This is a genomic window from Lysinibacillus sp. FSL K6-0102 (assembly GCF_038003545.1).
Lineage (GTDB): Bacteria > Bacillota > Bacilli > Bacillales_A > Planococcaceae > Lysinibacillus > Lysinibacillus capsici.
This window is the reverse complement of the sequence record NZ_JBBOPH010000001.1, coordinates 3,659,827-3,686,094: the sequence shown is the minus strand read 5'-3', so window position 1 is coordinate 3,686,094 and position 26,268 is coordinate 3,659,827. Positions and strand designations below refer to the sequence as shown.

Genomic DNA, 26,268 nt, shown 5'->3' with positions numbered 1-26,268 from the left:
GAATAAATGCAATATCATGTAAAGACTGTGATGAGGAATAGTAGATTTGTGGTTCTTTTTAGAGAGCTAGCGGTTGGTGGGAGCTAGTAAGAATGCAAGTTGAACTCGCCTTCTGAGTCTGCCCGCGTGAAACAGCGTGTGTCGTTTCTTCCGCGTTAAGGAAGCTTGAGCCGAGTGTAATCACTAATTTGGGTGGTACCGCGGGAGTACAAATTCTCTCGTCCCTTCTATAAGAAAGGGGCGAGTTTTTTTATTTTTTAAATATTTTGTCAATTATGATGGAGAGCAGCACGATCAATCGAAGGAGGAAAAAAAATGAGTTTTAATCATGAACAAATTGAAAAAAAGTGGCAGCAATATTGGGCTGATAACAAAACATTTAAAACTGAAAATGAAACAGCGAAGCCTAAATTCTTTGCTTTAGATATGTTCCCTTATCCATCTGGCGCAGGACTACATGTAGGCCATCCAGAGGGATATACGGCAACTGATATTCTATCACGCTTTAAACGTATGCAAGGCTATAATGTACTTCATCCAATGGGCTGGGATGCTTTTGGTTTACCAGCTGAGCAATATGCACTTGATACAGGGAATGATCCAGCTGAATTTACAGCTAAAAATATTGCGACATTTAAACGTCAAATTCAAGAGCTAGGCTTCAGCTATGATTGGGATCGCGAAATTAACACAACTGATCCAGAGTATTATAAATGGACACAATGGATTTTTATCCAGCTTTATAAGAAAGGTTTAGCTTATGTAGATGAAGTAGCTGTTAACTGGTGTCCAGCACTTGGCACGGTATTAGCTAACGAAGAAGTAATTGATGGGAAATCAGAGCGTGGTGGTCATCCAGTAGAACGCAGACCAATGAAGCAGTGGATGCTTAAAATTACAGCCTATGCTGATCGTTTAATCGATGACTTAGAAGAAGTTGATTGGCCTGAATCTATTAAAGATATGCAACGCAATTGGATTGGCCGTTCAGAAGGGGCAGAAGTGACATTTGCCATTGACGGTTCAGATCAAAACTTCACAGTTTTCACAACACGTCCTGATACATTGTTTGGTGCTACATACTGTGTGCTTGCACCAGAGCATAAATTAGTGGAACAAATTACAACAGCTGACCAACGCCAAGCTGTTGAGGCTTATTTAGAGAAAGTTAAAATGAAATCTGACTTAGAGCGTACAGATTTAGCGAAAGAAAAAACAGGTGTATTTACAGGTGCTTATGCAGTGAATCCGATTAACGGTAAAAAAGTGCCGATTTGGATTGCTGACTATGTGTTAGTGTCTTATGGTACAGGTGCTATTATGGCGGTGCCAGCACATGATGAACGTGACTATGAATTCGCAACTGAATTTGGCTTAGACATCGTTCCTGTACTTGAAGGTGGAGACATTAGCAAAGAAGCATTTACAGGTGATGGTCAACATATTAACTCTGAATTCCTGAATGGCTTAAATAAAGCAGATGGCATTGCAAAAGCCATTGAATGGTTAGCGGAAAAAGGTGTAGGGGAGAAGAAAATTTCTTATCGTCTACGTGACTGGTTATTCTCCCGTCAGCGTTATTGGGGTGAACCAATTCCAATGATTCATTGGGAAGATGGCACGATTACGCCAGTTCCAGAATCAGAATTACCTTTAATGCTACCAAAAACAGATAATATCCGTCCATCAGGTACTGGTGAATCACCATTAGCAAATATTGAAGAATGGGTAAATGTTGTCGATCCAGAGACAGGTAAAAAAGGACGTCGTGAAACAAATACAATGCCGCAGTGGGCAGGTTCGAGCTGGTACTTCCTACGCTATATCGACCCTACAAATACAGAGGCGATTGCAGACCCAGAGTTACTAAAACGTTGGTTACCTGTTGATATTTATATTGGTGGTGCGGAGCATGCTGTATTACATTTACTATACGCTCGCTTCTGGCATAAAGTTCTCTATGATTTAGGCGTTGTCCATACAAAAGAGCCATTCCAAAAATTATTTAACCAGGGAATGATTCTAGGTGAAGGTAACGAGAAAATGTCTAAATCTAAGGGCAATGTTGTCAACCCAGATGAAATCATTACGTCACATGGTGCCGATACATTACGTTTATATGAAATGTTCATGGGCCCACTAGAGGCTTCTGTTGCATGGTCTACAAATGGTTTAGATGGAGCACGTCGCTTCTTAGACCGTATCTGGCGTCTATTTGTCAGTGAAGAAGATGGCGCAATTTCAGCAAAAATTCAAGTGTCTAACGATCAATCACTTGAAAAATCATACCACCAAACAGTGAAAAAAGTGACAGAGGATTATGAAGGCATCCGCTTTAACACAGCTATTTCACAAATGATGGTCTTTATTAATGATTGCTATAAAGCTGATGTGATTCCAACGACTTATGCTGAAGGCTTTGTGAAAATGCTAGCTCCAATCGCTCCACATATTGCAGAAGAACTATGGCAACTATTAGGACACGATTCAACTCTTTCATATGAGCAATGGCCAACATATGATGAAGCAAAGCTTGTGGATGATGAAGTAGAAATTGCTGTACAAGTTGCTGGTAAAGTTCGTGCTAAGATCGTCGTAGCAAAAGATGCTTCAAAAGAGGATATTGAAAAAGTAGCACTTGCTGATGAAAAGGTTCAAGAATACATGGCAGGAAAGAGCTTAGTGAAAATCATCGTTATTCCAGGCAAACTTGTCAATATTGTCGTAAAATAAAGAGATATAAAGTAAAAATGTACATTACTAAATTCAATTTTAGTAATGTACATTTTTTAATTTAGAGCTTAAGCAATAAAATAAGGACTGCACCCATCTAACTGAGTGCAGTTCAATAAATAGCTCCTGATACAATTAAATAATCAATCCCACAATAATAGCTGTTAGGATACTTACGAGTGTAGCACCGTACAACAACTTTAGTCCAAATCGAGCAACGACATTCCCTTGCCTTTCATTCAAACCTTTTACAGCTCCCGAAATGATCCCGATTGATGAAAAGTTGGCAAAAGATACGAGGAATACAGAAATAATACCTAATGTACGTTCACTCATGGACTCGGCAACATCGCCAAGGTTAATCATAGCAACAAATTCGTTTGTTACTAATTTGGTTGCCATAATACCGCCAGCAGCCACAGCATCTGCCCATGGGATACCCATTAGGAAAGCGATTGGCGCAAAGATATAGCCTAATATTTCTTGGAAAGATATACCGATAATCATATCGAATAATGAATTGATTAAATCCATTAATGCTACGAAACCAATAAGCATTGCCCCAACAATGATGGCTACTTTAAAGCCATCCATAATATATTCGCCAATCATTTGAAAGAACGCTTGCTTCTGTTCATCTTCAATTGTTAAGATATCTTCTTTTTCATCCACAGTATATGGATTAATGATGGAAACAATAATAAATCCACCAAACAGGTTTAATACAATGGCCGTAACAACATACTTTGGCTCAATCATCGTCATATAAGCTCCAACTACTGACATCGAAACAGTCGACATAGCAGAAGCGCATAATGTATACATACGTTGTGGTGCAATCTTATCTAATTGCTTTTTAACAGTTATGAACACTTCGGATTGACCTACCATAGCGGAAGCAACAGCATTATAGGATTCCAATTTCCCCATGCCACTTACTTTACTTAAAAATAAACCTACCCATTTCATCAGAAAAGGAAGAATTTTAAAATGCTGCAAGATCCCAATCAGAACAGATATAAAGACGATCGGTAATAAAACTGTTAAAAAGAAGGGTGATTCGCCTTCATTTGCTAAGCCACCAAAAACAAAGGATATACCTGCATTTGCATAGGACAATAAGTGATCAAACACTTTGGTGATTCCTTTGATTAGCACATAGCCGACCGTTGTATTAAGTAGTAAAGCTGCCAATAAAAATTGGATGATCAACATAATCACTATATATTTATATTTTATTTCTTTTTTGTTTTTACTCATTAATAAAGCTAAGGCAAAAACTAGTAACAATCCACAAAAGGATATTAAGTATCTCATAAGTTCCTCCATAAGTATCTGTGATATTTTGTCCTGATGTTCCAATTTCAGAAGAACAGCTAAAGATCTTAATTAGTCAGACGTCAGACAAACAATCTCACTATAACAGTTTTTTTGCTAGTTATTCAATAGATAAAAGAAAAAAAGTATGCAACATGGCATACAAATAAATTCACTCTTAAAAATGTAGGTTATTTCTTTAGGAGTTACTATTCATAAAAAATACCCTCTTATTGTGTGAGGATTTTTTCTTTTTATGACCTTCATGTTAACGAAACTTTTCGATTTTTTTTGAAACCAACCAAGTTCGGATTACGACTATAGAGTGAATGTTTGTAGGAGGTGTTTGGATGAGTGAGCATTTAGTGGCCATTATGGAAGAACACGGAGAATATTGCTTACGAGTGGCTTATCTTTATGTAAAGGATTGGGCGATGGCAGAAGAAATAGTCCAGGATGTCTTTTTTTCTTATTATCTGCAGCAGGATCGCTTTGAACAAAGAGCATCTCTAAAGACCTATTTAGTTAAAATAACTGTACATAAAAGTCATGATTATTTGCGAAGCTGGAAAAATAAACGCCATCAACTGTTGGAAAAATTGCATATTGGAACAAGTAAACGAACACCAGAAACGATGCTATTAGCACAGGATGAACGGACAACATTAACAAATGCTTTATTTGAGTTACCTATTACTTATAGAGAAGTCGTCATCCTTTATTATTATCAGGAATTAAAGGTTAGAGAAATTGCAGATATTCTTACATGTGCAGAAAATACAGTTAAAACCAGATTGCATCGAGCAAGAAAAATGTTACAGGAAAAATTAGCGAATAATAAGTGGGAGGTGTTAATGAATGACAACTTTTAAAGAGAAATTGGATCAAGAACTTGGCGAAGCACCACGATTTACGAAATCCTTACAGGAGGATATTTTACGGCAAGTGCGGCAAACAAAAAAGACAAGACGCTGGTCATATCCATTGATTATCATAGGCACGATAGTTATGTTTCTATTGATAATAGAAATCGGTCCATTAGGGCAGATAGAGCAAACGCAACATGCTTCAATTGTTCAATTAGCACAGCAGCAATCAATAAAAAAATATACAATGATTTACAATTCGGATGAGGAGATCTTTAAGGCTGGAAGACCTGGGTGGGTCATTGGACAACGAGTAATGGAGCAAAGTTCAGAAAAAGTGTTATTACAACAACTATTACAGCAAGCTACAGTGACTCAAATGAATGAGCGTACTTTTTTTAGATTACAACGTGATGTCTGGGTAGAATTTGAAAAAGGTCAGGTTATGAAGCTGAAAATGTTCATAAACGACGAGGATATCGGAATTGTTGATTATGACAGCAATTCATTTTATAAAGTAGATAATAAAGAGTTGGCCAAGGCTTATTTAGATCTTGCTCTCAAAAAAGATGCTAAATTTGGAATGTCAGGTTTAATCGTTATGCTAGTTATTTTTCTAGCTATCCAAATGCTTGGCGATAAACTAATGAGGAAAATGTTTAATATACCAAAGGAGTATGTCAATAGTCATCATAGACGTGCTGTTTGGGCTATTAAAATTTTGAATACCATGATGCTCATGGTGATCATAATTAAAGGGTGGATTTTATTTACTGTTATCATTGGAGGATATTTAGTTGTCAGCCTTTTCAGCTCTATTTTCATTGACTATTACTATGGTCGAGAGGAAAAAAGACATTATCTTTCCATTAGTTCGGCCATTGTTGGCTTGCTATCACTAATCCTATTTTTATTTTATATCAGTTAAATAACTTATAAACCTGAACCCGAATAATCTCGAGTTCAGGTATTTTTTTCCATCGTTTCAGTCTGAAGCATTAATTGATAAATACTCGAGATCATAAAGCTGGTAGCTAATCCGTAAAGCGTATTAAAGCTTAAACCAACACCAATTCCAATGATGATGGATAGCAGGATGACAAGCCAGCTGTGCTTATGAATTTGGCGATTCGTAAATAAAAGGATTAACAAAAACGGTAGCATGGTAATGTGCAGAAAGGCAAAAGAATAAATAACACCTAAAATCGTTAAATCGATAGATAAGAAACAGGTGAATAAAATAATCATCAGGCCAATCAAATAGAAATAATAGGGTCTTTTCGTCACAAAAAAACGTTTCGTTGCCCGCATGTCTACAAGCAAGGTTGTGACAATGGCTAATAGGACAATGACGAGAAAAGCAAATGTCAGAAAGCCTGGTTGTACTTCATATAAAAATGTAAAAATCAGTACTTGGAATTGGCCAAATGATCCGCTGTATAGGGCAATCATTAAAATTGCCGTAAATGATAGCGTTAATAACGCTAAAATTACACCTGAGGAAAACAGACTGCTACGTACTTTTTTAGGTTTTATAAAGGCAATTAAATACCATGTTGATTTATCAAAAAATACTTGTCCTAAAACGGCTAGTTGAATAATGACATAGAACAGCAAAATTTCGCTATTTTTAAAATAAAATAAATAAGGGTGATATAAGCGAATACCCTCATATACTGTGCTTGCCCCATTTAGTACAAAGTAATAAATAGGGATAAAAATAAGTAATGAAAAAAGAGCAATAATAAATAAAATTTCCAACCATAGTATACTTTTCACTGACATGATGCGGTCAAGAAGTAAGATGCCGATTAAAAAGAAAAAAAGTGTAATAGGGACTGGAATATTTAACATAATTTCAGACAATACACTAATGCTTATTAATTGAATAAGCCAAAGTTCAATACCTGTTAACAAGTAAAATAGACGTATAACCTTTAAATTCATTCCAGACAATTTACGCTGTATGGTAAAGAGCAAAAAGCTTTGTGTATGTTGATTTTGTGTGTAATCGCTCTTATTCAGCAATGAGCCAAGTATGATAAACGAAATAGCTGTTGCTAGTGTATAACAAATGCCCGCCATAAAACCAAAAGAAATAAGGGCTGAGGGAGAGGACAATAATAAATTACCATTAATCCATCTCGCTAAAAGAATAATGACTCCTGCTGCTGTGCTTAAACTTGCAAATGGAACGAGCAATGAAAACTTCCTTAGCATACTATTAAAGACCTTTACTCATTTTAGAGGATTTATATTGACGTGGTGATTGATTATATTTTTTCTTAAACGCAACACTAAAATAGTGCTGACTATTAAAACCACAGCTCTCAGCAATTGCAGACATACTTGTGTCAAGATTTTCATTGATTTTCTTTACAGCCATTTCTAGGCGATAATTATTAATATATTCATTAATGCCAATAGACTGCTCCTCCAAAAATTTACGACTTAAATAGCTCGGATTCAAATGAATTTTTTCAGCAATAATATTGAGACTCAGTTTTTCATAATAGTTTTCATGAATATAGGAAAGTGCGCTTTGAATCGCATCATGGTTAGAACTCCACACCTTATATTTCTCCACAATAGCATCTAATTCACTTGCAATGACTGGTTTTGTAAGATAATCCTTTACCCCGATACGCAATGCTTGTTGGGCATATTCAAAGGTTTGATAAGCTGTTACCATGATGATGTCTACCTCATAAAGCGCTTTTAATTCCTTGCTCAACGTGATTCCATCTTTCCCAGGCATTTGAATATCCAAAAAGGCGATAGTCATACGGTGCTTCTTAGCTAATTGCAGAGCTTGTGAGGCATCTTGGGCAGTATGGAAGGTCCAATTCGGAAAATGTGGCTTTAATAAATAAATCATTTGCTCAAGCTCTAACGGCTCATCATCTGCGATTAAAATATTCATGGCGAGATACTCCTTTCTCCTTCCAGTTGATAGAATGCCTAAGCGGGAACATGGATGGTAACAGTGTAATGCTGTTCATTGTTTTGAATCGAGAATAAAATATTTTCGAGCCCATAAATGAGCTCAAGCCGTTTTCTAATATTTTCGAGCCCATAACCTTGCTGCAGTTCGTCTACTACCTGTTCAGTAGTCATTTCTATTTTTTCTAAAGGCTGTGTATTTTTAATTTCAATTAATAAGCTATTATCCATTTTTTTGATTGTAATGGATAGCTCTGCAGGTCCTATATGTTTTTCAAAGCTATGTTTATAGGCATTTTCAATAATAGTCTGCAGAATAAAAGGTGGTATTTGGACGGATAGTGCTTCATCATCAACATATTTATTTACAGTCAAACGATGGCCAAATCGCAATTGTTGAATATTTAAATAACTATCGACAAATTGTATCTCGTTCTTTAACGCAATTAACACCTCATGATTATTGTATTTAAATTTAAAAAATGTTGCCAAAGCCTCAATGCCTGCAACCAAATCTTCCTTACGATTGATGCGAGCTAGGCTTAATAATGAATTTAATGCATTAAAAAAGAAATGTGGCTGTATTTGCTGATTCAACTGGAGAATATTTGCTCTTTGTAAATCCTGCTCAAGCTCTAAATTTCTTTTTTCCTCCTCAAGGCTATCGATTTGCTTTTCGAAAATAAATATAAAAGTAAGCAGAAAAGCTCCAATAATTGGAGCAATTACACATAGGAGAATATATATGTTGAAGGTTTCTGGTTGTAACATAATGACCTCTCCGTTTATTTTGTAAGTGTAAGATACATTAAACTAAATTTTCTGCGAAATGGCAAGCTACCTTATGTGTTGCAGTGATCGCTCGTAGTGCTGGCACTTCTGCTTTACATTTATCCGTTGCGAATGGGCAACGTGTGTGAAAGCTACAGCCAGTAGGGGGACTAAGAGGTGATGGTAGGTCACCTTTTAAAATAATACGCTCCTTACGATACTGCTTATCAATAACAGGTATAGAAGAAAACAGTGCTTTTGTATAAGGATGATGTGGCTGAGTAAAAAGGGAATGCTTATCAGCAATTTCTACGACCTTTCCAAGATACATCACCATAATTCGGTCTGAAATATGTCGAACAACACTTAAATCGTGTGAGATAAATAAAAAGGTTAAATCTAAATCTCTTTGTAGTTGTTTTAGTAAATTTAGTATTTGAGCTTGAATGGAAACATCTAGGGCAGAAACAGACTCATCACAAATAATAATTTTAGGATTAACAGCAAGGGCTCTGGCAATACCAATCCGCTGACGCTGACCACCCGAAAATTCATGTGGATAACGCTCTAAGTATTCAGGACGTAACCCAACAAGAGACATTAATTCAATCATGCGTGCTTCTTGATGCTCAGGTGGTACAATTTTTTGAATAGACATGGCCTCTGTTAACATTTTACGAATGGTTCTTCGTGGGTTAAGGGACGCATAGGGATCTTGGAAAATAATTTGAATGTCCTTGCGTGCAGCACGAAGCTCTTTTTTGTTCATATTCACTAAATTTTTACCGAATAATAATACCTCTCCAGCAGTAGGCTCATCTAATCTTAAAATAGAACGACCAGTAGTTGATTTTCCGCAGCCAGATTCTCCAACAATACTGAGCGTCTCACCAGGCATGATGTCGAAAGACACCCCATCCACAGCTTTTACAACCTGCTGTGGACCGAAGAGCTTTTCTTTTTTTAAGAAAAAATGCTGCTTTAAATCATTTACTTGTAATAGTGGTTGTGTATGTTGCGCTGTTGTCATACTGTCAGCTCCTTCATAAGTGTTTCTCCTTGCCATTCATTACTGTACATCCAGCATCTTACCTTTTTTCCTTGCTCAACAGTCAAAAGCTCAGGCTGTTGTTCACGACATAAATCTGTAGCAAATGGGCAACGTTCTGCATAACGGCAGCCAATTGGATAATTATAGGGACTTGGGACAGTTCCGTGAATAGTAGATAATTCTTCTTGGTCTTCATATAGCTTTGGTAATGATTGAATTAATCCATTTGTATAAGGGTGTAGCGGTTTTTCAAAAAGACTTTCTGTTGTGCCTTCTTCTACAACCTGTCCCGCATACATAACAGCAATCTTATCGCAGATTTCTGCTACAACACCAAGGTCATGGGTAATGAAGATAATGCTCATGCCTAGTTGTTTTTGCAGGTTTTGAATAATATCAATAATTTGAGCTTGAATAGTTACATCAAGGGCAGTTGTCGGTTCGTCAGCAATTAACACATCTGGTGTACACGCTAGTGCCATGGCAATCATAATGCGCTGTCGCATCCCACCACTTAACTGATAAGGCTCCTGCTTCGCTCTTTTTTCGGGTGCAGGAATCCCAACTAGGCGAATCATATCGACAGCCTTTTGCCATGCTTCTTTACGTGATAAGCCTTGGTGCAATCGAATGGATTCAGCAATTTGCTCTCCAACGGATAATACAGGATTTAAGCTTGTCATAGGCTCTTGGAAAATCATCGAAATTTTATTGCCCCGAATTTTACGTAGCTCTTCATCTGAGAGCTTCAATATGTCTGTATTATTTAATAAAATTTCGCCATTGATGATTTTACCAGGAGGCGATGGTACTAAACGAAGTAATGACAGGGAAGTCATGGATTTTCCACAACCAGATTCACCAACAATGCCCAGTGTTTCTCCTTTTTGAAGAGTAAAGGATACCCCATCGACAGCTTTGGCAACCCCTTCACTCGAATAAAAATAGGTTTGTAAATTTTTTACTTCCAACACGGTTTCTTGTTTCATCCGTTTTTCCCCTCCTTAGTTTAAATCCATTCGTTTATTAAAGAATCGATACAATATGTCTACAAAAAGATTAATGAAAACAAATATTAATGAGGCAACAAGAACGCCACCTTGTACGACTGGTATATCACGTGTTCGAATGGCATCTACAATCATTCGTCCTAATCCGTTTACAGCGAAAACAGATTCAACTAAAACTGTTCCGCCAAGTAAACTACCAAACTGTAAGCCTACTACTGTAATAACTGGAATCAAGGCATTGCGTAATGCGTGCTTTAAAATGATGATGTATCCTTTTAAGCCTTTTGCTTTCGCTGTTCGTATATAGTCTTGGTTTACAACCTCTAACATACTAGAGCGAGTCATACGAGCGACGATGGCAGCTCCACCAGCACCAAGTGTGACAGCTGGTAGAATAATATGTTTGGCACTATCCCAGCCTGCTACAGGAAGCCAGTGTAACTGTACAGAGAATACATACATTAATAAAATTCCTAACCAGAAGCTTGGAAGGGAAATCCCTAATAAAGCGACTACCATTAATCCTACATCCATCAAAGAATAAGGACGGATAGCGGAGATAATACCCGCAATAAGCCCCAGAACAATGGTGATTAAAATACTATAAAAGGCTAGCTCTATGGTAATCGGTAATCGGGAGGTAATTTCCTCGAATACTGGTTGATTATTTTTTAAAGAGTTACCCATATCTCCTTGTAGAAGATTTTTAATATAGTCTGTATATTGAACTGCTAATGGTTTATTGAGCCCTAAATTTTCACGTAATTCTGCAACCGTTTCTTGAGAAGCTCCTTCTCCTGCTAAAATAATCGCTGGGTCTCCGGGAATCATCTGCATAATTAGAAAAACAACAAGCGTTACACCAAGTGTTACTGGAATAATTTGAGCTAGTCGTTTTAAGATAAATAATGTCATGTGTCTTCTCTCCTTTAATTTTTCATTCTTGGGTCTAGCGCATCGCGTAAACCGTCACCAAATAAGTTAAAACCTAATACAAGTATAGAAATCATAATACCTGGGAATAGCGCCATATAAGGAGCGGTAAATAGGAAATCTCGTCCGTTAGAAAGCATGGCACCCCATTCAGGAGATGGTGGCTGAGCACCTAAACCTAAGAATGATAGTCCTGCTGCAGATAGAATAGCGGTTGCTAAGCGCATAGATGCTTGTACAATAATGGGTGATAAAATATTTGGAAAAATATGCTTAATTAAAATCGTCATATCATTTGCTCCAAGTGTTTTGACAGCATCGATATATTCTAATTTTTTAACCTCCATTGTTGAGCCACGTACAATACGAGCAAACATAGGAATAGAGAAAAAACCAACAGCAATTGTGACATTGATAAGGCTCGGCCCCAATGCACTAACAATCGCTAAAGCTAGCAAAATACCTGGGAACGCAAGCATGATATCTAAAATTCGACTAATAATAGAATCAACCCATCTGCCATAATAGCCAGCAATAAGACCTAAGAAAGTGCCAATTGTACCACCGAATAAAACAGCTGAAATACCAACACCAATTGATAAACGTGATCCATATAAAATTCGACTTAAAATATCTCGCCCTTTGTCATCCGTTCCCATTAGATGTTCAACGCTTGGTCCTTGTAATTTTTGATCTAATTGTACGTCGTAGGGATCGTAAGGGGCTAAAATGGGCCCGATAAGAAACATCAATATATATAGAAGAATGATGATGCCTCCTACGACAGCTGCTTTATTCTTTTTGATTTTGTTTAGGAAAGAAACAAGATTCTTTTTTCTAGATGCCTTGCGTGCATTTACTAAAACAGAATGATCAATAGTAGTTGTTACTTTATTCATATCGAATACTCCTTTTCTATTTGATTTGATTTCAATTTAGTGAAAAGCGTAAAGAATGTAAATATTTTATGGCTTATTAGTCAGAAAATTTAAAAAACACGTAAAAATTTTAAAAAACAAGTGAATTTTATTTCTTTATAATTCGAAATGTAAGGAACAAATCACACAAGGAGGAAATGTTGATGAAGAAAATGAAGTTGTTTTTATTCATGGCACTAATAACTGTACTTATTCTGCAAGCCTGCTCTACTGCTAGCAATAATAGTACAGAAGGTTCCAAAGAGGGATCAAAAAGCGTAGGAGGAGAATTAGTTGTTCTAAGAGCAGCAGATGCAACAAGTCTTGATCCTCACTTTATTACAGATATTCCATCAGCAAATATTATTCATGGCAAGGTATATGAAACACTTGTCGCTTTTGATAGAGATCGTAAAATTGTTCCATTACTTGCAAAAGAGTGGGAGCAAAAAGATGAAGTCACTTGGACATTTACATTAAATGAAGGCATTAAATTCCATGATGGAGCAGATTTTAATGCAGAGGCTGTAAAAGCGACATTTGACCGAATTCTAGATCCTGCAACTGGATCACCACAGCGTGATAAATTATCTATGATTAGTGAAGTAGTGGTAGATGATGAATATGTTGTAACGTTGAAATTAAAAGAACCATATGCTCCGCTTCTATCTATTTTAGCCAGTCAAGAGGGTAGCATGATGAGCCCGAAAGCGATTGCTGAAGCAGCGGACGAATTAGCAACTCATCCAGTAGGGACAGGCCCATTTGTATTTGAAACTTGGAAATCTGGTCAAGAAATCACTTTAATTTCGAATAAAGATTATTGGGGGACTGTACCGAAAGTAGATAAAGTAACATTTAAAGTTGTACCAGAGGATTCTACTCGTCTAGCAATGATTGAAAGTGGAGAAGCACATATTGCTGAACAAGTACCTGTAACAGAGATTGATCGTATTGAAAATTCTTCAACGATGAATTTATTCCGTGCAGAAGGACTAGCAGTAGAATTTATCGGATTCAACGTGAAAGATACGTTATTATCTGATGTAAAAGTACGTCAAGCTATTAGCTATGCTGTTGACCGTGAAGCAATTATTAGCGGTATTTATGATAATGTAGGAACACTTGCAAATTCTGCAATGAGTCCAAAAATTATTGGATATTCTAGTGAAACGAAACCGTATGACTATGATGTAGTGAAGGCTAAAGAATTGTTAAAAGAAGCTGGCGTTCAAGAGGGAACAAAAGTTAAATTACTGACAAGTGACCGTAAAGAGCGTATCAACATGGCGGAGGTTATTCAATCTCAATTAAAAGGAATCGGATTAGATGTTGATATTCAAGTAATGGAGTATGGTGCATTTATTTCTGAAATTACGAAAGAACAGCATCAAATCTTTATTAGTGGTTGGGGTAATGCAACGGGTGATGCTGATTATAACCAATACAATCTATTCCACACTGCATCTATGGGGCCTCCAGGAAACCATTTCTACTATTCAAATCCAGAAGTAGACAAGCTAATTGAGCAAGGGCGTTCTGAAGCAAACCAAGAGGCACGTAATGAAATCTACAAAAAAGCAATGCAAATCGAGTTAGACGAAGCTGTGTATATTCCAGTGCGTAACTATGAGCATTTAGCAGTTTACAGCAATGCTGTAAAAGGTTTCTGGTTAGATGCATCTAACTACACGATGATCAGTGGCGTTGAAATTGTAGAGTAATCAAATTTGGTGATAGACGAAAAAATACCAATTGGGAGGAAACTATGAGTAAACTATTGCTGAAAAATGTGAGATTAGAAGAAGCATATGAGCGCGAAAATGAACACATTGTTGCTACTCGTACAGGTATTTATGATGTTCTAATCGAAGATGGACATGTTCAACAAGTAGATAAGGATATAGTGGCTGATGAAGATGTAGAAGTAATAGATGCACAACAGCAACTATTAGTCCCTTCATTCCGAGAAATGCATATTCATATTGATAAAACGTATTTCGGCGGAGAATGGCAGGCACCAAGACCCATTACTAAAGGGATTTTAACACGCATTGAAGAAGAAAGAACACTACTACCTAAACAATTGCCGACAGCTGCTTATCGAGCTGAGGAAATGGTGAAGTGGCTCATTTCCCAAGGACACACACATATTCGTTCACATTGTAATGTTGACCCACAAATTGGGACAAAGCATATTGAAATTACAAAACAGGTTTTAGCAAACTATCAAGATCAAATCACCTATGATATTGTAGCCTTTCCACAGCATGGCTTATTACGCTCCAATGTAGAGGGACTAATCCGTGAGGCAATGGCGATGGGAGCAACGCTTGTTGGAGGCGTTGACCCATCCATTGTAGATCGCAATATCGAAAAGTCATTGCAAACAACGATGGGTATTGCACAAGACTATAATGCAGGGATCGATATTCATATTCACACAGCGAACACGCTAGGCGAATTTGAATTTTATAAACTGATTGAGTTAACGAAACAGGCGAAAAAAGAAGGTCAAGTCACAATTAGCCATGCGATGGCACTTGCTGATTTAGAACAGTCACGTTTAGAAAATTTAGTTCAAGCCATGGCTGAGGTACAAATGGATGTAACAACAACTGTACCAATCGATTTGAACCGTTCGACAATACCAATTCCTTATCTTTATAACAATGGTGTAAAGGTATCTGTGGGACATGATAGCTTAACAGATCATTGGTCACCATATGGTACTGGTAATACGATTATGAAATTAAATGTCATGGCGGAGAGATTCCGTTTTATTGATGAATATTCATTAAGTCGAGCTTGGAAATACGCCTCTGGTGGTATCACACCATTGAATGATGTAGGAGAACGTGTTTGGCCACAAGTTGGTGATAAAGCGAATATGCTGTTAGTGGATGGCGTGAGCACTGCCCATGTGATAGCAAGAAGATGCCCAATTACTACGGTCATTTCACAAGGCAAAATGATTCACCAACAGGATGTAGGAGAGTTGAAAGGAGAATTCAGATGAAGCACTGGCTTACAAATGTTCTACTTGAAACAGGAGAATATCTAAAGGAAAATGATACAGTTGGAACGAAAGTGGAGCTTTTTCATCTTGAAATTACAGATGGCTTCATTTCGCAAATTGTACCCGCAACAGACGCAATCGATTCTCAAAACGAAGTCACAGATATGAAAGGGAAGCTGCTATTACCTGCCTTTAAGGAAATGCATAATCATTTAGATAAAACATACTTATCTTTACCGTGGAAGGCTTGTGTGCCCGTAAAGAATTTAAAGGAACGACTAGATCGTGAAGCACAAGAGTTATCCGTTCTTGCTACAACAGGTAAACAACGTGCGGCTGCAATGATTGAAAAAATCCTTAAGAATGGTGCGAATCATATTCGTACACATGTCAATATCGATCCATACATTGGATTAAAAAATTTAGAAGGTGTACTAGCGGCATTGGACGATTATAAAGATGTCGTGACATCCGAAGTCATTGCCTTTCCACAGCATGGTCTACTAAGAGATGATGTCCCTAAATTATTGCGTGAAGCTTTACGCAATGGAGCGACGATGATTGGCGGCCTAGATCCAGCGGGCATCGATAACTCGATCGAGCCTTCTCTTTATGAAGTGATGGATATTGCACAGGAATTTAATGTTGATGTCGATATTCATTTACATGATGGTGGGCATGTTGGGTATTATACAATCGATAAATGGATAGACATCGTGGAGGATGCCAAATATCAGGGGAGAACGGCAATAAGTCATGCCTTTTCACTTGGTGATGTATCTATCATGGAGCAACATAAAATTGCAGATCGTTTAGCACAACAACAAGTAAAAATAATGTCAACGGTGCCATTTGATTTGCGACGATTAATTCCACCGATTGAATTACTAACAGAGCACGGCGTGGATGTCCATTTTGGTTGTGACGGCTTTTATGATTCTTGGAGTCCTAATGGCTCAGGAGATATTTTAGAAAAAGCGACTACTTTTGCAGATATTTCTCGTAAACTTGACGAACGCTCTATTCGACAAACATTAAAATATATTACAAGTGGTGTCACGCCATTAGATGCAAATGGTCAGAAGGTTTGGCCGAATGTGAAGGACGAAGCAAGTTTTGTATTCTTTGACGCAGTATCAAGCGCGGAAGTTATTGCACGTAAACCACCCAACCGAGTGGTTATGTCTAAAGGAAAGTTTATCAATTAAGCATAAATCTAAATCCCCCTTATTTAGATAACATAGCAAACTAGAAATTTTCTAGTTTGCTATACTTATGTTTTAATAGAAAAGATGAATAAAGGAAAGGGAAGTAGATTTGCCATTACTTATGTAGAAATCTCTTTATTTGCGGGTGCGATAAAATATGAAACAACTAACAATCTATATGATTTTATTTAGCTGTGTATTTTTTTGGGCCAGTAACTTCATTATTGGCTCTATTTTAATTGAACATTGGGATCCTTTAACGGTTGCCATTTTTAGATTGATTGTCATTGTTCTCTTTTTAGGGGGGATTAGTTGGAAAGCAATCTACCGAACAACATTTACAAGAAATGATTTATTGTTATTGATTCTTGCAGGAATACTGGGCGTTTCCATTAATCACTATAGCTTTTATGCTAGTCTCCAGCACACTTCTCCTATCACTGCGGCTTTAATATTAGCCTGTGCACCGATTGTCACATCTCTGCTGAATAAAATGATCTATCATGAATCACGTAACGGCATATTTTGGCTAGGTGCAATACTTTCATTTGTTGGTGTTGGCCTCATCATTACAAAAGGGGCACTTATCACCATTTCAATCGGTAAGGGTGAGGTGCTGAGCTTAATTACAATGCTAAGCTTTGCTTTGTTCCTCATTATTGTCAATCATCTTAGTCTGAAAATGTCAGCCCAGTCGATTACGTTCTATACAAATTTAATAGGTTTACTGGTGCTTGTACCGTTTTCATTTACTATTTTGCCGCAGACGAATTGGCAAGTTGCAATACCCTACTGGTTTTTGCTCATTTTATCAGCGATTATTATTCATGGGGTAAGCAATTTAATGTGGAATCAAAAAATGAAGGAGGTCGGCTCAACAAATGCGTCGTTGTTGTTAAACTTTGAGCCAGCTATAGCCATGCTATTGAGTGCTGTATTTTTAAAACAATTCCCTACAAGTGTTCAAATATATGGCTCTTTATTTATTTTAGTAGGAATTTTGTTGTGTATTTATTATAAAGAAATTAAAGCAATTGTCCTTGTAAAAAAAACAATGAATTAGCAAAAAAAGAGATGCTCATTTTTTGAGTACATCTCTTTTTTGCTGTTTCTGTAGCGAATTTAAAATAAATAGGTATGTTATTGGCAGAAAAGCAGTAATGATTACGATACCATGCCACTGAAATAATGACCAAACAGGGCTTAGTATTGTACTTCCAGAGGCCACCCCAAGGTAATAAGCGACCAAATATAGACTAGAGGCGCTTCCTTTTTGATAAAGAGCTAGCCGACTTACCAATGAGGAAGTTAATGCATGAGCAGTAAAAAAACCTAAACATGCTAGACAAAGTCCAATTACAATAATGAAAAGTGACTTGCTTAATGTAAAAAGTATTCCCACAGTTAATAAACAAACACCAAATGTTCGAATGGTATGTAATCCTACTTTTCCTGCAAGTGAATTAGCAATAGGCGAACCAATAATACCTAAACCATAGGCTAAAAAAATAAAAGAAATGCTTTGTAAAGATAATAAAAAAGGAGGCGCTGTTAAGTAATAGGGAATAAATGACCAAACTCCAGTAAAGGATAATTGTAAAATAACTCCTAATCCAAAAAGCATCAATAATTGAGGGTTTTTCAAATGAAACCAAAAGCCTTGTAAATCCTGTTGAATCGTACGCTGTTGTACCGAAAAATTTTTGGATTTAGGTAGCATCCACCAGACAATTACCATAACGATGCACCCCATAATGGCTAATGAAACAAATGCCATTTTCCATGAAAAATATTCAGTGACATACCCCATCATGAGTCTACCAATTGTTCCGCCTAGTGCATTACAAGAAATATACAATGCAGTGGCAAAGCCCATTGATTGTTGATCAATTTCTTCGCTAAGATAGGCAAGTGCTGCTGCAGGTACACCTGCAATAGCAAAGCCCTGAATAAAGCGTAATAAAATAATAGTAGAAAAAGAATCAGTTAGTGGCATGAAAAAAAAAGGTATGATAGTAAAAACTATGGATAAATGAATGAACAAAACTCTTCCATAACGATCTGATAAAAAACCTAGTACGATTAATCCAAGAATTACTGATAGAGTAGTCATAGATACGGATAGACTTGCAACGGATACAGAAATATGAAATTGCTCTGTAAAGAAGGGGAGCAGGGGCTGAACAGAATACATTGCTGCAAAGACAAAAACAGAAGCCCCGCCCAAACTAATGACAATTGTCCAAAAAGAGCGATCTCTTATTGAATAACCCTTTGTATTTATGCCCATCTTAAAACCTTATTTCATTTGCTCTGGTAACCAGAGAGAAAGTTGTGGGATTAAGACAACAAGTGCTAAGAAGATAATCATTAAAATGATAAACGGTATAACGCCTTTTACCACTTCCCCAAGTTTTTCTTTTGCAATACCGCTAACCACGAAGAGATTCAATCCAACTGGTGGAGTGATCATTCCTAATTCCATATTAATCGTCATAATAATGGCAAAGTGGATTAAATTTATATCGAAGTGTGCAAGGATTGGTAATAAAATTGGTAAAGTAATTAGAATAATGGAGACGGCTTCTAAGAACATACCCATGATAAAGAACAAAATATTGACAACTATCATAAAAATCCACTTATTTAAATCACTTTCTGCAATCCATGCACCCACTTGCTGTGGTACTTGTGCATTTGTTAAATAGAGTCCAAATAACGAAGCGGCACCTATTATTAAGAAAATCATAGCGGTAATATTAATAGATTCTACTAATACTTCGCGGAAATCCTTTAGCTTCATTTCACGATAGATAAACAAGGATACAATAAGACCATAGAAAACAGCTATCACCGCTGATTCAGTTGGTGTCACAACTCCTGAATAGATTGTTCCTAAAATTAAAAAAGGTAAAAATGCTCCCCAAATGGCTTTTAAAGATTTACGCCCACGTTCTTCCCAAGAAGCTGGTTGATCTCCATTAAATCCATTGCGTTTCGCATAAACGATAGCAGCAATAATTAAAATTCCTGTTAAAGCTAATCCAGGAAGAACCCCAGCCATAAATAACTCACCAATTGATTGCTCCGAGGTGATACCATAAATAATTAGTGGAACACTCGGTGGTATTAAAATTCCTAATGTACCACCTGCTGCCACAAGTCCCATGGAATAACGTTTTTTATAGCCTGCTGAAATCATTGCAGGGATCATAATAGAGCCGATTGCTGCTGCTGTGGCAGGTGAAGAGCCTGAAATAGCGGCAAAAATAGCACAGGCAACAATTGTAACAACTGCAAGACCACCTGGAAGGTGCCCAATCCATGCACGTAAAGCTTCAATTAAATATTTGGATATCCCACCGCGCGCCATTAATACGCCAGCCAGCACGAATCCTGGGATGGCCATCATAGGGAAGGAATCTAATGCAGTAAAAATGCGCTGTGGAATCATATTCATATTAAAATCTATTTGGAAGAACACTAGAATTGTCGAAAGTGCTAAGCTAATAGCAACAGGTACGCGTAGAAATAATAGCAAAAAGAAACTAAGTAAGAGGATTAGCATATTCTTCATCCTTTCCTCGTAGAATATTAACTAATCGTTCTACGAATCTTAGTAAAAATAAAATACCTGAAAGAGGTAGGACTAAATATACAATCCACATTGGAATCCCGATATCAAGTGAAACCATACCAGATGTATAGCGATTTTCCACTAAAACAAAACCATAGTACGTGTAAATTAAGCAAAAGGCGATGCTCAAGCCTGTTGCTACTAAATCTAATAGACGTTTTTTCGATGGCTTTAATTTGTCATATAGAATATCCACCTGTATATGCTGATTGTGGCGAAGAGCTAAGCCAAACCCCAAAAATGTACCCCAAATTATAGAATAGCGTGCTAATTCCTCTACCCATGCTTGTGGTTCATTAAATATGTAGCGCATAATAACCCCATAAAAAATGAGCACGACACCTGCTACGAAAAAAATTCCAGCAAGAATTTCTTCTAAGTAGCCCCATATTTTATAAACGGCCTTCATGTTGTAGCCTCCTTTATTTAAAGTTAAAAACGGATGCTTTTATTCCCACTGTAAATGTTGCTGTTTGAAGTGAGCTTCTTAGCACCCGTTTGTAAGTAAGCGATATACTAATAAAATTATTGATATTGACGATAACTCACTACTACGGGCAACTTCCTAACAAAGAATACCCAAGAAATTGTTGCGATTTCCTATTCCTTACATCAACTAATTGTTGGAATAGTAAGTTTTTTTAAGAACCATGTTTATTTTAAATCACGAATACCATTAATTAGTTCTTCTGTGATAACATCAGTAAACTCTTCATAAACTGGTTCCAGTTGTTTTTTGATGGCTTCTTTTTCAGCATCTGATAGCTCAAGGACTTCAATACCAGAGTTTTTAATGTTTTCGAATGATTTTTCGTTTTCTTCCGCAGCTAAATCCCAAGCTAACGTTGTTGCCTCATTTAATGATTCTTCAACTGCTGTCAATAGCTCTGAAGGTATTTTTTCCCAGAATGTTTTGTTTACAAAGATAGCATAGTCTAGACGACCATGTTCAGATACGGAGAAGTATTTTTGAACTTCTTGATATTTTTGAGTATCAAAGTTATTAAATGTGTTTTCTTGTCCATCTACTGTTCCTTGTTGTAAGGCAGCGTACGTTTCACCAAATGCAATGGTCGCAGAACCAGCATTCAAAGCTTTAAACTGCGATTCTAAAACTTTACCTGCTTGTGCTCTGAATTTTAGTCCTTTAAAATCGTCCACTGTCACAAGTGGATGTTTGTTATTGGAAAAGTGTTTAAAGCCATTTTCCCAGAACACGAGACCTTTAATATCGTTAGCTGCTAGTTGGTCAGATTCTAGAATCAGTTTTGCAACATCTGAATTAAAGAACTTACGAGCATGCTCTTGATTTTCAAAAAGGTATGGCATATCAACATATTGCCAACGAGGATCGATTTTTACCATTTTCGTTACAGAAGGAGCAATCATATGCACATTTCCTGATACTAAGGCATCTAATTCATCATTATCTCCATATAGTTGTGAGGATGGATAAACCTCAACGTTCACTTTACCTTCTGTTTTTTCATCCACTAGTTTTGCAAATGCCTCAGCTGCTTTACCTTTAACACTATCAATTGAAGTTACATGAGAGAATTTAATAACAAGAGGTTTTTCTTTGGTGTAGCCACCATCTCCCTCAGCTGCTGGAGCAGAAGCTGCTTCTTTTTTGTCGCCACCACAAGCCGCAAGTACTAGTAAAAGCAAAGCCATGAATGACATGAAAAGCCATTTTTTCATTCTATATCCCCCTAAAATTTATATTTATAGTTAAAAGGGCAACCTTTTAAACCCTAGTTAATGAAATTGATTTTTAGGAAGTGCCTCAATATATATAAAACCATAATTTTCTGCATAATAGTCGTATACAGGTTTAAAGGCGTTCTCCCAATCCTCTATTTCTTCCTCCGTTAAATAATGAATTTGTATGCATTGACATGCTTCCATTTCCTGAAGTCTTTCCGTACTTAAATTCTCTGCTTGTTGCCACTCCCATTTTTGTACTTCCTCAAGAGTATCAATCAAAAGCTCCTGTACATTTTTAGGGAGGGAATTCCAAAATTCATTATTCATTAATAACAAATAGCCTAGATAACCATGATTACTAATAGTTAAGTAATCTTGAAGTGAATGTAGATTTTTGCTTGTAATATTAGTGAGCGTATTTTCTTGCCCATCAACATTGCCTTTTTGTAGTTGATGGAAGACCGTATTAAAATCAATTCGTCTAGGATAGGCACCGGCAATGGAAAATTGCTCTGCTAAAATATCACTTGGCATTATTCTCATGCGTAAACCTTGTAGATCAGTTAAGTTTTGGATGGGACGAATACTATTACTTAACTGTTTAAAGCCACTATCCCATACGCCCATCGAGATTAGATTGTGTTTATTTAATCTCTTCATTAATGATTGTCCAACTTCGCTTTCAACATATGTATGAACTTCTTGTGCATTTTTAAATGCATAAGGTAAATCCATGACAGACCATTCGGGTACAAACGTAGTAATTTTTGAAATGGCAGGGGCAATCATTTGAATATCTCCTCTTAAAAGAGCATTCATCTCCTCACCATCCTTGTACAGTACACCATTCGGGAAAACTTGAATTTCTACATGACCATTACTTCGTTCCTTAATAAGCTCTGCAAATTTAATTGCTGCCATTCCTTTAGGGGTGTTTTCACCAACAACATGTGAAAAGCGAATGACAATTTGTTCTTCATGACTTAATTGCTCATTGTCAGTTGGATAGGTCTGCTGTTGACAACCTATGAGGATGGTTAAAAAACATAAGTTTAAGAAAAGTACTTTTATAGGGTTACGCCACATGTTAATTCACTCCTAACTGTATAAGATGTGAACGCTTTCTATTGTATTTTATACGAATAAATATTCAATATTATGGTTATAATGAACATTTTGGTATTTATGGTATATAACAATTAGTTATATTGATAAATTGTTATAATACAAGATAATTGCTAGAGAAAAAAGAATCTGCTTACTTTTCTTTTATTAATGTGCATAGTAAAGCATCATAAACCTATGCATAATAAGAAAAATAGCAGATTCTATATGAGTTTTTATTTTAATAACTATTTATGCTTAACTATTTTATGGAATAATATTTCGTTGGTCGTCCAACTGTTCCATATTGTAGTTCAATGCTAACGGTTCCTTTAGTTGCTAAAAAATCTAAATATTTCCTAACTGTGACCCTTGCCATTCCAACATTTTGAGCCAGCTGCTCGGAAGTTATAGCTACTCGATATGTTGTTAAATAATCTAATATTTGTTTCATCGTTAAATTGTTTAAGCCTTTAGGTAATTCATTTGACTCTTGTTGTATACCTAGCCAACTATCAATATCCTCTTGATTGAAGGCTGTGCAATTAGTAAACAATTTAGAGCTATTTTTATATTGCTGTAAAGCTTTTTCAAAACGTTCGAAGCGAAAGGGCTTAATGAGATAATCGCTTGCACCAAATCGTAAAGCCTCTTGAACAGTCGGTGCATCTCGCGCAGCAGTTATCAGAATAATATCTGAGGGAATCCTTTCTGAACGGAGTTTTAAAAATAAATCCATACCGGTCATATCTGGTAAAAACATGTCTAGTAAAATTAAATCTGGTTTTTTCACTTTAATTTTTTCGTAAGCATCACGACCAGTGATAGATTCGCCTACAAGCTGAAAACCAATCATTTTATTTAAAAAACCTTTATTTATTTCAAGCACCATTGGATCATCTTCTACAATAAAAACTGAAAGTTTGCTCATTGTTCTTCTATCACCCCTACCTCAATAGTAATATTTGTACCGATATTGACCGTTGATTCAACTTGTATATTTCCGTTATTAGATTCTACAATTTGTTTAACAAGTGCAAGGCCAATACCATGTCCTTCCTTTTGTTTGGTAGTAAAACCATATTCGAAAATTCGTTGCGGTAAACCTATTATCCCCAAGCCACTATCCTGTACTTCTATATATAGATAATGCTTATCGCCAATTAACGTTAATCGTACATCTTTATACGTACATTCAAAGCATGCTTCCATCGCGTTATCAAGCAAATTTCCAATTATAGTTACCAAATCACCACTAGAAAAACCGCTCATAATATCGGCTAGCTTTGAATCATCATCAATGGTCAGTTCCACGCCGAGTTCTTTTGCTCGCGAGTACTTCCCAAGTAGTAAACCTTGAATCGAGTAATCAAGTATTTTATCATGTAAAATTTGTATAATTTCCTCTTCATCCGTAATTTCATCAATAATAAGACTCAGAGCTTCATCATTACGATCTAGTTGAATTAATCCTGCAATACTATGTAAACGGTTCATATATTCATGTTGTTGAGCTCGTAAGGAATCCACAAGCATTTTAATCCCTGTTAATTCTTCAGCTAACATATTTGCCTCTTTACGATCCGTTAACATTATAAGATATCCGGCATTTTGATCTAAAATTCGAATAGGGAAGGTGCGTACTAAATACATCTGGTCATGTATAAGTAGAGGTCTATATATTTCATGCTGCTGTAAAATGTCTTCCGCAAGCCATGTCCCATTAAATAATTCTTTGCGAGAAATACTCTGTTCAAAGAAATGAGTATATTGCCTTGCGAGGCGGTTAATAAATGATACATTACCTCTTTCGTCGGTTGCTAATATACCAATATCCATTGCCTGTATAATGCCAGATCGCTCTTCCACTAAGCGAGCGATTTCGTATGGCTCTAAATTAAATGTTTGACGCTTTAGGTGATTAGCCACCCAGACTGAACCACCTAATCCAATAGCTAGTCCCCAAAAAAGAGAAATCAATATATCAAATTGATATTCATCTAGTAGGTTGTACCATTTTGGGGTGAGTAACCCAACTGTAATAACACCAACTTGTTGTGTACCTTCTTCATTCATTATAGGAACGAATGCACGGATGGAATAGCCAAGCACTCCCTGAGCTTTTGATATGTATTCATGCTGTGAAAAAGCTTCTATTTCGTCTCCACCCTCAAAAACTGTGCCAAGTTTGCTCTCAGAAGGGTGAGAATAGCGGATTTTCTTCATATCAATAATCACGATATAATCAACATCAGTTGTTAAACGAATTCTCTCTGCAATGGGTTGAATAACTTCAAATCCATTCGGTTTCCCAACATTATTTTGTACATCTGTCAGTTGTGAAACGGTTCTCGCAATAGCAATGGCTCGTGCTCCAAATTCTTTCTCAAATGCACCCGAAAGGTTATGGATCATGATAGCACCACTTGTTGCTATAGAAAAAAGGACAATAATAAATGAAAAAATAAACATTTTTAGACGTAAAGATATATTTTTCATAGACATATAAAAGAGCGATAGCTATTAGCTTTCTTTTATACATTCATCACCCCAATTCTACAAAATAAGCATGTTTACCTTAAAACCTGCTAAAAATTCTTAGTTTATACTAAATTACCATAAATAACAAAGCTGTTGTAATACAAGATTTGTTGAAGAGTATTTTTTTTATTGTGTAGTATAACAAAACAAATGATAAATATGATTTATATTGTTGTAGTGGCGTACATATGCCAGAAAATTGCACTCTAATATATATATTTGAATAATAAAAAATATTTCACTTTCAATAAATAATTTGAAATATACATTGATTGTATTGTTGATTTTTTAAATAAAATAAAAAATATGGAAATAAAAGACGGGAATCAGCTTTTTATTCATACATATAAAAGTGAAAATCTTGTAGAAAATAGTTTCGAATTTCTCTTCTGTTCTTAAAAATTCTAGCGTAAATAAACTAAAGAAAACGTTCTTTCTGTAGATAAATAATAGAATTAATATTCTAATTAAGATTTTATTCATAAACAGTATGTGAATATATACACAAAAA

Annotated in this window: 22 protein-coding genes and 1 other annotated feature; of the genes, 7 read left to right on the top strand and 15 right to left on the bottom strand. The window is 36.3% G+C overall.

Annotated features, from left to right (window positions below):
- Nucleotides 1-18 precede the first annotated feature (18 nt).
- Nucleotides 19-229: a binding site (T-box leader), on the top strand.
- A gap of 86 nt (nt 230-315) precedes the next feature.
- Nucleotides 316-2,733: a leucine--tRNA ligase gene (gene leuS / locus NYE73_RS18630; protein WP_054549916.1), complete on the top strand. Its 2,418-nt coding sequence runs from the start codon at nt 316-318 to the stop codon at nt 2,731-2,733.
- 135 nt (nt 2,734-2,868) lie between these two features.
- Here the strand turns inward: leuS and NYE73_RS18625 are convergent, their stop codons facing one another.
- Nucleotides 2,869-4,050 (bottom strand): NupC/NupG family nucleoside CNT transporter, encoded by a 1,182-nt coding sequence (locus tag NYE73_RS18625; RefSeq protein WP_048391105.1) that lies wholly within the window; start codon nt 4,048-4,050, stop codon nt 2,869-2,871.
- Between the two features lie 350 nt (nt 4,051-4,400).
- On the opposite strand from NYE73_RS18625, the gene NYE73_RS18620 reads away from it, so the two are divergent.
- Both NYE73_RS18620 and NYE73_RS18615 read left to right on the top strand, forming a co-directional pair.
- Nucleotides 4,401-4,922, top strand: coding sequence for a sigma-70 family RNA polymerase sigma factor (locus NYE73_RS18620; RefSeq protein ID WP_048391107.1), 522 nt, complete (start codon nt 4,401-4,403; stop codon nt 4,920-4,922).
- Complete coding sequence (locus tag NYE73_RS18615) at nt 4,909-5,844, top strand: DUF4181 domain-containing protein (protein WP_259948541.1); 936 nt, start codon at nt 4,909-4,911, stop codon at nt 5,842-5,844. The genes NYE73_RS18620 and NYE73_RS18615 overlap by 14 nt, the downstream gene beginning before the upstream one ends.
- 35 nt (nt 5,845-5,879) lie before the next feature.
- Here NYE73_RS18615 and NYE73_RS18610 read toward each other — a convergent pair whose 3' ends face one another.
- Genes NYE73_RS18610 through NYE73_RS18580 form a run of 7 tightly spaced genes read right to left on the bottom strand, consistent with a single transcriptional unit; the run spans nt 5,880 to nt 12,523 of the window.
- Nucleotides 5,880-7,118, bottom strand: a complete 1,239-nt coding sequence (locus NYE73_RS18610; protein WP_259948538.1) for a permease — start codon at nt 7,116-7,118, stop codon at nt 5,880-5,882.
- A gap of 22 nt (nt 7,119-7,140) precedes the next feature.
- The gene (locus NYE73_RS18605; RefSeq protein WP_004226027.1) at nt 7,141-7,839 is read right to left on the bottom strand and encodes a response regulator transcription factor; all 699 of its coding nucleotides are present in this window, start codon (nt 7,837-7,839) and stop codon (nt 7,141-7,143) included.
- 38 nt (nt 7,840-7,877) lie between these two features.
- Nucleotides 7,878-8,630, bottom strand: a complete 753-nt coding sequence (locus NYE73_RS18600; RefSeq protein ID WP_048391114.1) for a sensor histidine kinase — start codon at nt 8,628-8,630, stop codon at nt 7,878-7,880.
- Nucleotides 8,631-8,667: 37 nt separating this feature from the next.
- Nucleotides 8,668-9,660 (bottom strand): ABC transporter ATP-binding protein, encoded by a 993-nt coding sequence (locus NYE73_RS18595; RefSeq protein WP_048391115.1) that lies wholly within the window; start codon nt 9,658-9,660, stop codon nt 8,668-8,670.
- Nucleotides 9,657-10,670 carry an ABC transporter ATP-binding protein gene (locus NYE73_RS18590; protein WP_054549920.1) on the bottom strand — a complete coding sequence of 338 codons (1,014 nt, stop codon included), beginning with the start codon at nt 10,668-10,670 and terminating at the stop codon, nt 9,657-9,659. Before NYE73_RS18590 ends, NYE73_RS18595 begins: the two co-directional genes overlap by 4 nt.
- Before the next feature lie 15 nt (nt 10,671-10,685).
- A complete protein-coding gene (gene nikB, locus NYE73_RS18585; protein WP_048391119.1) occupies nt 10,686-11,606 on the bottom strand; it encodes a nickel ABC transporter permease in 921 nt (306 codons plus the stop codon).
- A 14-nt stretch (nt 11,607-11,620) separates the two neighbouring features.
- Complete coding sequence (locus NYE73_RS18580; RefSeq protein WP_048391122.1) at nt 11,621-12,523, bottom strand: ABC transporter permease; 903 nt, start codon at nt 12,521-12,523, stop codon at nt 11,621-11,623.
- Nucleotides 12,524-12,705: 182 nt separating this feature from the next.
- Here NYE73_RS18580 and NYE73_RS18575 point away from each other — a divergent pair, with 182 nt between their 5' ends.
- The 4 genes from NYE73_RS18575 (at nt 12,706) to NYE73_RS18560 (ending at nt 17,831) form a co-directional block, all read left to right on the top strand.
- Complete coding sequence (locus NYE73_RS18575; protein WP_048391124.1) at nt 12,706-14,265, top strand: glutathione ABC transporter substrate-binding protein; 1,560 nt, start codon at nt 12,706-12,708, stop codon at nt 14,263-14,265.
- Between the two features lie 44 nt (nt 14,266-14,309).
- Nucleotides 14,310-15,560, top strand: coding sequence for an amidohydrolase family protein (locus tag NYE73_RS18570; protein ID WP_066038087.1), 1,251 nt, complete (start codon nt 14,310-14,312; stop codon nt 15,558-15,560).
- A complete protein-coding gene (locus NYE73_RS18565; RefSeq protein ID WP_259948533.1) occupies nt 15,557-16,768 on the top strand; it encodes an amidohydrolase in 1,212 nt (403 codons plus the stop codon). Before NYE73_RS18570 ends, NYE73_RS18565 begins: the two co-directional genes overlap by 4 nt.
- A gap of 157 nt (nt 16,769-16,925) precedes the next feature.
- Nucleotides 16,926-17,831 (top strand): DMT family transporter, encoded by a 906-nt coding sequence (locus NYE73_RS18560; RefSeq protein ID WP_259948530.1) that lies wholly within the window; start codon nt 16,926-16,928, stop codon nt 17,829-17,831.
- A 15-nt stretch (nt 17,832-17,846) separates the two neighbouring features.
- Here the strand turns inward: NYE73_RS18560 and NYE73_RS18555 are convergent, their stop codons facing one another.
- The 7 genes from NYE73_RS18555 to NYE73_RS18525 all read right to left on the bottom strand — a co-directional run bounded on the left by NYE73_RS18555 (nt 17,847) and on the right by NYE73_RS18525 (nt 25,715).
- The gene (locus NYE73_RS18555) at nt 17,847-19,058 is read right to left on the bottom strand and encodes an MFS transporter (RefSeq protein WP_259948528.1); all 1,212 of its coding nucleotides are present in this window, start codon (nt 19,056-19,058) and stop codon (nt 17,847-17,849) included.
- A 9-nt stretch (nt 19,059-19,067) separates the two neighbouring features.
- Entirely contained in the window at nt 19,068-20,336 is a 1,269-nt protein-coding gene (locus NYE73_RS18550; RefSeq protein ID WP_048391134.1) for a TRAP transporter large permease, read from the bottom strand.
- Entirely contained in the window at nt 20,317-20,814 is a 498-nt protein-coding gene (locus NYE73_RS18545; protein WP_048391136.1) for a TRAP transporter small permease, read from the bottom strand. Before NYE73_RS18545 ends, NYE73_RS18550 begins: the two co-directional genes overlap by 20 nt.
- Before the next feature lie 245 nt (nt 20,815-21,059).
- Complete coding sequence (locus NYE73_RS18540) at nt 21,060-22,106, bottom strand: DctP family TRAP transporter solute-binding subunit (protein WP_066038083.1); 1,047 nt, start codon at nt 22,104-22,106, stop codon at nt 21,060-21,062.
- A 57-nt stretch (nt 22,107-22,163) separates the two neighbouring features.
- Nucleotides 22,164-23,198, bottom strand: coding sequence for a DctP family TRAP transporter solute-binding subunit (locus NYE73_RS18535; protein WP_340815667.1), 1,035 nt, complete (start codon nt 23,196-23,198; stop codon nt 22,164-22,166).
- Nucleotides 23,199-23,478: 280 nt separating this feature from the next.
- Nucleotides 23,479-24,147 (bottom strand): response regulator, encoded by a 669-nt coding sequence (locus NYE73_RS18530; RefSeq protein WP_066038081.1) that lies wholly within the window; start codon nt 24,145-24,147, stop codon nt 23,479-23,481.
- Nucleotides 24,144-25,715: an ATP-binding protein gene (locus tag NYE73_RS18525; protein ID WP_254660059.1), complete on the bottom strand. Its 1,572-nt coding sequence runs from the start codon at nt 25,713-25,715 to the stop codon at nt 24,144-24,146. The genes NYE73_RS18530 and NYE73_RS18525 overlap by 4 nt, the downstream gene beginning before the upstream one ends.
- Between the last annotated feature and the right edge of the window lie 553 nt (nt 25,716-26,268).